The following is a 10,386-nucleotide window of genomic DNA, read 5'->3' as shown; positions in this document are numbered from 1 at the left end:
TTTTCTTTAACATAAACTTTTATAACTTTAAAAAAATTATCAATTGCTTTATACAATTAAATAATACCAGTTATTAAGAAATGTTAAAAGAAAGAATTTTATTGAATTTAATTGACTTAAAAATCTACTTTTAAAATAAAAAACAATCTCTGTAAGTAGAAAGCGCTATTTTTTGATATGCTCTCTGCCATTAAATTTACCTTGATTTTCAAATAACATACGATAAAAGAAATTTCGAAAACGATAATTTTTTTATCGCCATTCTACAGGCTTTAGTCGATTCTATTTTTTTCTGAAATATCAATTCTCCTAAACAGCTCTTTTTCTTATAGAAAAACAATTTGACATCTTTTTTTACTTTTATTGAATAAACAATTTGTACTTCAAGTGTCAGGGTATCCCTCCGACACGATAGGGTAATTGTGATTTTAACCACCCTTTAACACCCAATTGGTTCAAAATATTCTTCGGCATTTTCTACCCCCTTACTGTGTTGCGTCCTGTGAGTTCAGTCACCTTTTACTGACCTCTCGATTTCTTTCAAATACTACTGTCTGATATGCGTAATCAGGAACAACGATCAACTGGTGCCTAACAAAAGCACTAACGAATAAAAGTCAGCTTATACTTTCCTTAAAAATTAGAATAAACTTATCTTTTATCATGGTTTTATTATATATCCTACAAAATATACATTCTATTTTCACCTTTGAGACTGTTTTTTCTCTTAATTTGTATTTTTAAAAACACAAACGACGGTTATATGGCTCTTTTCCGATTTTAATTAAACTTTAAATCTCATGGGGTATCATAAAATGTAACACTCTCTCTCAATTTTGATAACTTTATTCGTTTCAAATGACTGATATTAAAGGCTTTTTCTCTCCTCGTTTGATTTTTATTAAAGTGACCGTGTATAATTCTAATTACTTACTATCGAGAAAGGCGTGGTTCCTATGTTAATTCACTATTTATTGGACGATGTTGAACAGTTGAAGCTGGAAAGCTACCGACTCTTGATAACTGAGCCTTCACTGACGTTCACTGACTTACGAAAATCACTACGCCTAACAAAGAATAAAATGACTATGATTATAAATGAATTAGAGTCTGACCTTAAAGATATTTCTGGCGAAGACATCTCGCTTTTACAAGCTGACGGCGACACACTACTGATGCCTAGCGATGCTCCCATTGGCGCCATCTATCGGCAGAACCTCCTAGAAAATTCATTGATCATTCGACTGTTCAGCTTTATCTTGACTAACCCGGAAGGAAATTTGGAGGATTTTTGCCAGGAAAATTTCTTGAGTCGTGCGACGGCTTTTCGTCGTCTGACCAACCTGCAAGAGTTGATTGCGCCTTATCATTTGAAACTAAACACTAGCCAGCTTCAACTCACCGGCAAAGAGCTGGCTGTTCGACATTTTCTGGGCACGCTGTTTTGGTCCATCAAGCCAGATCTCGCCACCCACTACCCCTTAAATGATTCTTTGATAGACCCATTGATTGATGACGTCGTGGCTACTTTTGATGAGCAAATGGCATATGGCAATCGCAACCAGATTGACTTGTTTTTGCGGATTGCTGAACTGCGACGACAGGGGGGCTATTTTGTCGAGCCTGGTCTGACTTCCAATGACTTTCCACTGTGTGAGGACGTGTGGCAAACCCATCATCAGAATTTTTCAGCTTATTTGGCCCGCACCACACCTTCAAAATTCGTAGCAGCTGAGGAAATGGCCTTCTATTTTCAGATTTACACTGGTGCGCTTTATGCGCGTGTGGACACGCCCTCCTATATCGCCTATCGCGAGTGGATGAAACAGCAATCAGAGATTCAGATGATTATCAGCGACTTTGGAGATAAATTGTTGAGCAACTTTTTTGACCGGCGACCACCTGAGCACTTCGATGTCTTGATGGCTAATATCATGGGAACTTTCAATCTCAGCTACCTGTTAAAAGATACTCCGTCACTGAATTATATGTTTTTTGAATCTAGCTTACGGGCGGACACTCCGGTATTTTTAGAGATTGAGACTTTCAATCGGCGTTTTTTCCAAAATGTCGCTCGTAAAAAGGATTTCCAGTGGTTAAAGCCGGTATATCCACAGTTAGCCAGCTTATTCGCTTACTTCCTGCTGCCCACATTCAACACACAATTAGCCACAAAGAAATTGCGCATCGCCGTGACCAACGAAAACAATTTCGTCTTGATCTTGCCGTTACACTCTTTTTTGGAAACTGTGCCCTATGTGGACTACGTACCTTATCCAGAAGACGGACAGGAAGAAATTGACTTATTAATTTCTCCACACACCAACTTTTTACCGGAGGGCTACAACGGTCCTGTCTATTTGTATTCCTATCGGGATGTCCAAGACGACTTCATCCATTTACGCTCGCTATTGGAAAAGCTTCATCTGCAAAAATGTTTTGGTAAAAAATGTACAATGCGCCCTGACTCAAAGGAGGAGTTGTTCAACGGTATCCGTGGCTTTACGCCCCGCCAATTGCGTCGTTCTCCTAGTTCGCACTCTTGAGCTCGCACAAAAAAACACCTTCACAACCCCTGTATGACCTCTAAAAATTAACTTTTAGAGACCAATACAAGCTGTGAGGGTGTTTTTTGAATAGCGGTTGGTGTTCAAATTTTAGCGTTAGCAACGCTTGCTAAGAAAAGCAGTCTGGTAATCAATCAAGAGAAAGGACAACACCGGCCACTAGTTGATGATAGCCTGCCAACTCCTACTAGAAAAAAAGCCGCCACACCCTCATCAGGCATCGCGGCTTTGGATCACGGCGATTAAGCCGTTGGTAAAACTAAAGGTTGCCGGTATTCCCGGCAGAAATTCGTTACTGGCATAAGAAGTTGGTTGGGGCACCGGCTGACGATTCAATTCATATTTTACATCAGTCAATGTTAAGGCAGCTACCGATGTCAGAGTACAAAAAGCTAGGTAAGTCATTCCCGCTTCCGGCTGCACCTGATAGGTCCCCGGGCCGTAAAAATTTACACTGTTCTGCCGATCCAACAAACGAAACTGTCGCAAAAACGGTTGAAAGCGCGGCTCCAATCCCAGCCACAGATTCGCCAACAGATGATCCAGCCGACCACCGGTAGCGCCAATAATCGTTACCTCTGCTGCTGGATCCAGCGCAAAGATTTTTTCCAAGGCCAGCTGGGTGTCCGTGTCATCTTTTTCCGCCGGCGATTGACTGACACTCCCCGCGTCAGCAAACACCCGCTGACGCTCTTTTTTCTGCAATGAATCGAAGTCTCCGACGGCCATATCCAGCGGCAAGCCGGCTTCTAACAGATACAAAGACCCCCGATCCACTCCCACATAGCGCTGGTAATCCTGCGCCAAAACTGGCCAGTCGGCAGGCTGACCCCCAGCGACCATCAGTGTTTTCATTGATCTAAAACCTCCCGCAAGGCAGTGATGCGTCCAGCCGGATCTTCGGCAGCATAAATATAGGAACCGGCTACGAAAACATCTGCGCCGGCTTCTTTACAGACGCCAATGGTCTCGTGGGTCACGCCACCATCCACCTCGATTTCAAAGTCATAACCTTGTAAATCTCGTAGTTCAGCCAACTCGGTCACTTTTTCCAAAGCTTCAGGAATAAATTTCTGTCCGCCGAACCCTGGATTAACCGTCATCACCAACACCAGATCGACCATCCCCAAAACATGCTGGATTGCTGATACCGGCGTGCCTGGATTGATTGTCACGCCAGCTCGAACACCAGCCGCCTCAATCATCTGCAAGACACGATGAATATGTGGGGTCGCTTCCACATGAACATTGATGATATCTGCTCCGGCTTTGGCAAAAGCATCCACATAAAGCTCCGGCTGCTCAATCATCAAATGGCAGTCCAACGGCAATTTGGTATGGGGCCGGATTGCCGCTACGACATTCGGACCAAATGTCAGGTTCGGTACAAAATGTCCGTCCATGATATCTACATGGATGTAATCCGCCCCGTTTTCTTCCACTAGCTTCACATCTCGGGCCAGATTGGCAAAGTCAGCGCTTAAAATAGATGGTGCGATTTTCATGATGATTCCTCCGCTTCAGATAATTGATTTTTGGTGATGCCTTTGTCTGTGAAACTTTAACATTCACTACCGGAAAATGCCACAAACTCCCCAAGGTCCCCGCTAGTGAAGCCCTTTGGCAGAGCTGTCTTCCTTGCATTTTGCAGTATCAAATAGGTTATTTGTTTTTCTTGCGATAAACGGGTCGGCGCTTTTCGATTTCCTCGATGAACTGCTGGTAGTCCGCATAACGGCTCTCAGCAATTTCGCCTGCTGCCACTTGTCGTTTCACTTCGCACTCCGGCTCTTTCAAGTGCATACACTCCCGAAACTTACAGTGAACTGAAGCTCTGACAAATTCCGGAAATAAGTGCCGCAACTGCCCAGCTTCAATCTCCAAAAAATCAATAGAAGAAAAGCCCGGTGTGTCCGCCACTAATCCACCGGCAACCGGCAAAAGTTCCACATGACGCGTGGTATGCTTCCCGCGACCTAACGACTCGGAAATTTCGCCAGTCGCCAGCTCCAGCTCCGGCACCAGCTTGTTCAAAAGTGTCGATTTACCAGCCCCCGATTGTCCCATAAAGACGGTCACGCCTTCTGCAAAAAGCCGAAACAGCTGTCGGCGGGCGTCATCGATATCCTGAGTAGCAATTACCGTATAGCCAATTTGTTCGTAAGTTGTCCGAATTTCTTCAGCCAGCTGATTATCCGGCAACAAGTCCAGCTTACTCAGATAAATCACCGGTTCAATCTCTTTGTCCTCCAAAGTTACCAAAAAACGATCCAATAAGTTATAAGAAAAGGCCGGCTCAATCAAACTGATAACAATCACACCGATATCGACATTGGCTACCGGCGGCCGCACCAATTCATTCTTCCGTGGTTGAATCTCCAGTAAGTATCCGTCCGTCAGATTGCTGCTTTCAAAAATCACCTGGTCTCCGACTAGTGGCGTGATCTTGCGGTTCCGGAAATTCCCTCTGGCACGAGTCTGCCAAGTCTGCCCTTCTGCCTCGATATAATAAAAACCGCTCAGCGCTTTGCGGATCTGTCCTTTCATGGGACACCTTCTTTCTGTGAAAAATGATTGATCTGCACTGCAGATGGCGTAAAGCGACAAGTCTTACTCTTGTCACTTCCATCTACAGCCTGTGTTCCCGTGATTTCCCATCTATTCTATCATATTTCAGTTAGCAAAAATAAAACAAGAGGCTAATCTGAAAACTTTCTCTTTCAAACTAAAAAAGCTGCCGTCACCTACATCCAGTAAGTGAGCAGCAGCTAATTTTCTCTAAGTCTAATTCTTACTATGTGCTATCTGTTTCTTCAACAACAGTATTCCCATCATAATCACTAATCCCGTTAAAATTCCCCCTACAGCAAAGGCCCATCCCGGGATACCAGCTTCAGCTTTTGGAGCGTCCGCAATAACAATTTCATTTACTGCTTCAGCTTTCTCTTTGGTAATCGTAAATTCTTCATTAAACTCCCATTGATTCCCTTGCGCATCATTTACTGTGAAGTCTACAACATACTCACCAGCTTTAAGTTCTTTACTTCCCATTGTGATTGCAAAGTTATAAATAGAATTCGGTGCCATGGACATTTCATTTCCCACATAAGAAAATTCGTGAATCGGATTTTCTTTATCATCCTTAGGGTAAATCTTCCCTACATAATCCATTTTGCCGATTGCATCCATGGTCGGGTTTTGCAAAGTTGCGATGACGGCCGACTCACCAAACGTTTCATCGACTTCGATGCCCTTCAAGTTCAGCTCACGCATCACCTTATTATCATTCATCGTCAAGCGCAATCCAATCAAATACGCATATTCATTTTTGAAGCCGCTACTCTGTTCTTCTTCAGCCTCTTCTTTAAGAACCTGAATACCTGCCAAGATTTCGCCATCAAATTCTTCATCTGGCATCGTGATGGTGATTGGCACATTTACAGTCTCCCCAGCTGGTACAGCAATGTTATCAGCGGCGTTCACGATATCCTCCGTTGCATACTTCATGGACTCATCTTTGTCCTTCAAGTTTTCCGAATAATCTACAAAACCACTTTCATTTGTATTGGCTTGGTTGATATTGATATCATAGACAGCATCTTGAGTACTTTGGTTGATTACAGAGACTTCAATGGTCTGTTCCTGTCCTGGAGTCATCCGTAAATCAAAGTAACCCGCTTCTTTATCGATTTGATTTTCGGGTAGGTTTGGGGAAATTGTGAAGCCAATCTCGCCTTCATCGGCATTTGCAACCGGTCCTCCCAGCACTACGCCACCAAACAACAGTGCAACTAACAGACTAATTTTCTTCATCGCATTTCATCCTTCCAGGAACTTAAAATATGTAACCGAAAGAGCAGCTGCTCTTTCGGTATTAGTTTATTAATTTGATTTCACTCGTGCCAAAGTATAGTTGATTGTTCCCTTAAGCTCTGCTTTTGGCAGCAACGTGTTATTATTCCGAATTGCAATTGTTGCACCTTTAAACGTTTTCTGGGTAGTGCCAAATTTGTCACCTTGGAGAATGACTTTATTGGCACCAGTTGCATTAACTAAATTAAAATGCCCTCTATCCGCTTGAATTTGGAAATAGTCAACCTTATATGCATTTTTGTGAGATGTTAGTTGATCATTTTTCAATTTAGCAGTTACTTTCCAAGAACGAGTATTTCCGGATTCAACTTTAACTTTACCAAGCTCCCCTCTGATATTCCCTACTAAATGATCTTTTTTTGAATACTCCATTTTAAAGTTCATAGTATCTAAAACCTTAACCAGCTCAAGATGATCGGACTCTTGAATATTTACCTTTACAAGGGATTCTTTTTTAATTTCCGTAGGTGGCTGTGGAGATGAAGCCGGCCCAACAGTGCTTTCTGTTGCTGAAACATTGATAGCTCCTCCAAAAGCCATCATTCCTAACATTGTTGCTGCAATAATTTTCTTTCCATTCATTTTTAACTTCCTCCAATTTATTTTATTTGTGGCCCATCAAAAAGTTGAACAAATTGTGTGCCACCGTAATCACCACTGGCAATATCGCCAGGAAACTCAAAACTAATATCTTTTGCTGCCACTCGATACTCATACTCGATTGCGCCTTTTAACGCTTCATCATCGGTTTTATGAGGTTTTTGACTGAAATGTTTAACCAACGTACTAGTCTTCTCATCAGCATGGTCAGTCATATAGGCATCGGCTTCGTACCTATCATTTTTTACAGGCTGGCCATTTTTTAGCAATGTGCCTTTCTCGAATCTAAAAATGGTATCCTGTCGGTGATCTTCCGCTACATTGGCAAATTTATAGGTATATTGCAATTGCCAACCATAACCTGACCCGCGATTATCTGCGATCCTAATCATCAAATCCCGTTTCGAAGTAACGGAGCCGTCTTCACCCGGATGCTCGAATCTCCCAAAAGAAGGCGCTTGCACTTCCAGTAATTGCAAGGATGCGGGTACAACTACGGCAGTAACTTTTGAAGTTTTATGCGTGTTATCGTGGTTGGAATCCGCTTCAGTTGTGGCACTTGCCGGAACTGCACTCAAACATACACTTGACAGTGCCAAAAGGGCTATCAAAGTCTTTTTCATTCTTTACCCGCCCCTTTCTTTCGAGAAACCAGAAGCAAGAGTGCGAGACCGACCATTACTGTCCCTGCCATAGCAGCAGAAAAGCTAACTAGTTCACCGGTTGCCGGTAAAGTCATGCTGGGTTTCGTACCTGTTCCGGAGCCATTGTCTGACCCGGTACCCGGTAAAACCGGACGTACATTTGCTTCGTCTGTCGAATCATCCACCTCTTCAGTAGATTCAGTCGAAGATGCTTCGCTTTGAGAAGATTCAGCTGATTCTTCTGTATCAGAAGAACTCTCTGTATCCGTTGTTTCTGTCGATTCAGATTCTTCCGTAGCATCTACCAATTCAAAATCGACATCTGCTTCGTGTTCATCAACTGCTGCCCAGGTCGCTGCGGGAGCGATAGAGAGGGATACAGCAGCTAACGCTAAAAATAAATATTTTTTCATCTGTGTATCTCCTTTCTATTTATGTGTAGGCGTAAAGTTAAGTGTCCATGTTACAGTACCAATCGTTAAATCTGCAGGCGTCAATCCTTCCTTGGCTTCCAGTACAAAGCCATGTTCTTCAACGATGGTTTTTTTGTAGATATTGCCTTTATTATTTACCTGCTCGAATCCACCAAAACTTGCCTTATTTTTTTCGCCAAGTCCTGATCCAGATTCCTTCTTCCAGCGCAAAGAAAATTTAGCCTCATCAGGCAATTTCACAGCTGCCCTTACATGCCATTTAGTTTTCCCTTCGGAAGTATCTTTCACTTTGAATTCCATCTCATTGTTTCTGGTAAAGATCCCACTCTGACCGGCATCGATCGTCCAATCCAGTGATTCTGGAACAGAAACCCAACTGACACGTCCTTTGACGCCTTTAAGCTTGAGCGTCAAACCTTTTCTGTTTGCAACTCGCGCCCCTTTTGCATCCACGGGATAAATCGTGAATTCATTGTCACCGATATCAATCCTATCATTGGGTATCGTAATCGTATCCGCACTCAACTCCCCATTATGTCGGGTATCCGGAAGAGTGCTGCCGATTTGTTCATCACCTTTATACACAGCGAACATGACCATTTCTTGTTTGTCCTGTTCCTGCCAGTGGAAGGTCGCTTCAAAGTCTTCTTCATCAGTCTTCGTATAGTCCTCAACTGATTTATCCACCGTCGACAGACCTGCATCCCAACCAAATGTCAACGGGGAGTCACCTTTATGGATGGTGAATTTTGTTGGGCTATTTTTCGTGTCGTGATTTTCGGTACTCCAGCCTGACCAACTACCCGCACGCTGTCCGAACACTGCTGCCGAGAAATTTGTATCAACAGTAGACTTCAGATTGCTATTGGTTTTCAAAGTAATTTTAACTTCTAAAGTTCCATTTGTTTTTAAGGTTTGCCCATTTTTGCCAAGGCTTACCTCAAACGTCACATTCTGGTCGCTAATTTTAGACGTGGCCGAAGTATTTACCCAACTATTTCCTTGCTTATATTGCACAGAAACATCACTTGCATTCGTGCCAAAATGATCTTTTGGAACAGTCGCGGTCCATTTGTTTGCGTGATAGTCTCGCTTTGATGTATTTTTTAAAGTCGACGTCAGTACGACCTCATCCCCGATATTGATTTGACCGGTCGTATTCAGCTTGTTTGTGAAGTCTACAGCTGCACGCGCGGCATCATCCATCGGAAGCAGTGGTAACACATCATCTCCATTTGCCTCACTGGTCGATCCCGATTCAGGAATAGAGCCTTCCTCTGTTGATGAAGATTCTTCCTGAAACTCCGGCTCTTCTGTCGCTTCTGGCTCTTCTTCAACTTCTTCCACAGTTTCTTCCGGAACAGGCGTTTCTGCTCCCTCCTCTGGAATTGGTTCAGGTGAGGTCTCCGGTGTTTCTTCCGTCTCATCCTCAATGATAACTTCTGGCACTTCTTCCGGTGTCTGCTCTGATTCAGATTCTGATTCAGACAAAGCCGGTGCGCCCATGACCGCTTGTGAAATCATCGGTGACACGTTACCTTCAGTTTCAGTCAAAACTTCTGCAGAAATCGGCACGTCTACTCCATTTTGTGATACCAGAGTCATGGTATAAACAGACGTATCAGATTGATATGAACCAACAGTCCCGTCTCCATTGACAGCCACTCCACCACCATTTTGTGTAATTCCAGTAATTGTTGCACCGGCACTAACTCTCAGTGCACTTGGAACTTCAGTGGCATTTTTTGCAATCGTGACCGTCCAGACTGTTGTTCCATCCGCGCCGGCTGCCGCCGTATACGATGCAAATCCATTGCCATGCGTTGCAATCGTACCGCTCGTTTGATCTTGGGTCATCGCATGAGCAATGATACCGCTTGAATCTAGCAACGTCGGCGTCGCCAGTGTTATTAGAGTTGTTGCAGAAACTAATGTGATCAGCTTCTTAAAACTCTTTTTATTGCGCGTTTTCATACAAAGCCTCCCTTCATTTCTTCCTCATCTCATTTGGTACATTTTAATCTTATCACCATATTTATTATAAGTCTATAATAATAGTAGTTATATTTTTAATCTTTTTATAAGATAACGTATAATTAGCTTATAAATCAGCAAAACAGCATATAAACAGCGATTAAATTACAAAAAAATATTTAAATAGACAATATTTTTAAAAAAATCCTCTCTATTTTGCTATTAATAGGAAAAATCGACTGATTTATTAACCGAAAGATTGTACTATTTTAAAAAAACGGAACGATATTAAAT

General features: G+C 42.7%; 9 protein-coding genes. 1 reads left to right on the top strand and 8 read right to left on the bottom strand.

Annotation, left to right across the window (positions count from 1 at the left end; translation table 11 throughout):
• The first annotated feature begins 956 nt into the window (after positions 1-956).
• Complete coding sequence (locus BAU14_RS02105; protein WP_161898430.1) at positions 957-2,546, top strand: helix-turn-helix domain-containing protein; 1,590 nt, start codon at positions 957-959, stop codon at positions 2,544-2,546.
• Between the two features lie 234 nt (positions 2,547-2,780).
• Here BAU14_RS02105 and BAU14_RS02100 read toward each other — a convergent pair whose 3' ends face one another.
• The 8 genes from BAU14_RS02100 to BAU14_RS02065 form a co-directional block, all read right to left on the bottom strand.
• Positions 2,781-3,422, bottom strand: a complete 642-nt coding sequence (locus BAU14_RS02100) for a thiamine diphosphokinase (RefSeq protein WP_161898429.1) — start codon at positions 3,420-3,422, stop codon at positions 2,781-2,783.
• On the bottom strand, positions 3,419-4,072 hold the full coding sequence (rpe, locus tag BAU14_RS02095) for a ribulose-phosphate 3-epimerase (RefSeq protein ID WP_161898428.1): 654 nt from the start codon (positions 4,070-4,072) through the stop codon (positions 3,419-3,421). Before rpe ends, BAU14_RS02100 begins: the two co-directional genes overlap by 4 nt.
• Positions 4,073-4,229: 157 nt before the next feature.
• Complete coding sequence (gene rsgA / locus BAU14_RS02090; RefSeq protein WP_161898427.1) at positions 4,230-5,114, bottom strand: ribosome small subunit-dependent GTPase A; 885 nt, start codon at positions 5,112-5,114, stop codon at positions 4,230-4,232.
• Between the two features lie 237 nt (positions 5,115-5,351).
• A complete protein-coding gene (locus BAU14_RS02085; protein ID WP_161898426.1) occupies positions 5,352-6,380 on the bottom strand; it encodes a DUF916 and DUF3324 domain-containing protein in 1,029 nt (342 codons plus the stop codon).
• 69 nt (positions 6,381-6,449) lie between these two features.
• Positions 6,450-7,022: a hypothetical protein gene (locus tag BAU14_RS02080; RefSeq protein WP_161898425.1), complete on the bottom strand. Its 573-nt coding sequence runs from the start codon at positions 7,020-7,022 to the stop codon at positions 6,450-6,452.
• A 17-nt stretch (positions 7,023-7,039) separates the two neighbouring features.
• Complete coding sequence (locus tag BAU14_RS02075; RefSeq protein ID WP_161898424.1) at positions 7,040-7,663, bottom strand: hypothetical protein; 624 nt, start codon at positions 7,661-7,663, stop codon at positions 7,040-7,042.
• Entirely contained in the window at positions 7,660-8,097 is a 438-nt protein-coding gene (locus BAU14_RS02070; RefSeq protein ID WP_161898423.1) for an LPXTG cell wall anchor domain-containing protein, read from the bottom strand. The genes BAU14_RS02075 and BAU14_RS02070 overlap by 4 nt, the downstream gene beginning before the upstream one ends.
• A 15-nt stretch (positions 8,098-8,112) precedes the next feature.
• A complete protein-coding gene (locus BAU14_RS02065; protein WP_161898422.1) occupies positions 8,113-10,092 on the bottom strand; it encodes a hypothetical protein in 1,980 nt (659 codons plus the stop codon).
• Positions 10,093-10,386 lie beyond the last annotated feature (294 nt).

The sequence above is a fragment of the Candidatus Enterococcus leclercqii genome (assembly GCF_009933135.1).
GTDB lineage: Bacteria > Bacillota > Bacilli > Lactobacillales > Enterococcaceae > Enterococcus_C > Enterococcus_C leclercqii.
The sequence above is the reverse complement of the archived record's forward strand: the minus strand, read 5'-3'. Positions and strand labels throughout refer to the sequence as shown.

What these genes read in the sequence shown, in the direction of transcription:
- BAU14_RS02105 (WP_161898430.1), top strand. Translation starts at nt 957, where the DNA reads ATGTTAATTCACTATTTATTGGACGATGTTGAACAGTTGAAGCTGGAA.
- BAU14_RS02100 (WP_161898429.1), bottom strand. Translation starts at nt 3,422, where the DNA reads ATGAAAACACTGATGGTCGCTGGGGGTCAGCCTGCCGACTGGCCAGTT.
- rpe (WP_161898428.1), bottom strand. Translation starts at nt 4,072, where the DNA reads ATGAAAATCGCACCATCTATTTTAAGCGCTGACTTTGCCAATCTGGCC.
- rsgA (WP_161898427.1), bottom strand. Translation starts at nt 5,114, where the DNA reads ATGAAAGGACAGATCCGCAAAGCGCTGAGCGGTTTTTATTATATCGAG.
- BAU14_RS02085 (WP_161898426.1), bottom strand. Translation starts at nt 6,380, where the DNA reads ATGAAGAAAATTAGTCTGTTAGTTGCACTGTTGTTTGGTGGCGTAGTG.
- BAU14_RS02080 (WP_161898425.1), bottom strand. Translation starts at nt 7,022, where the DNA reads ATGAATGGAAAGAAAATTATTGCAGCAACAATGTTAGGAATGATGGCT.
- BAU14_RS02075 (WP_161898424.1), bottom strand. Translation starts at nt 7,663, where the DNA reads ATGAAAAAGACTTTGATAGCCCTTTTGGCACTGTCAAGTGTATGTTTG.
- BAU14_RS02070 (WP_161898423.1), bottom strand. Translation starts at nt 8,097, where the DNA reads ATGAAAAAATATTTATTTTTAGCGTTAGCTGCTGTATCCCTCTCTATC.
- BAU14_RS02065 (WP_161898422.1), bottom strand. Translation starts at nt 10,092, where the DNA reads ATGAAAACGCGCAATAAAAAGAGTTTTAAGAAGCTGATCACATTAGTT.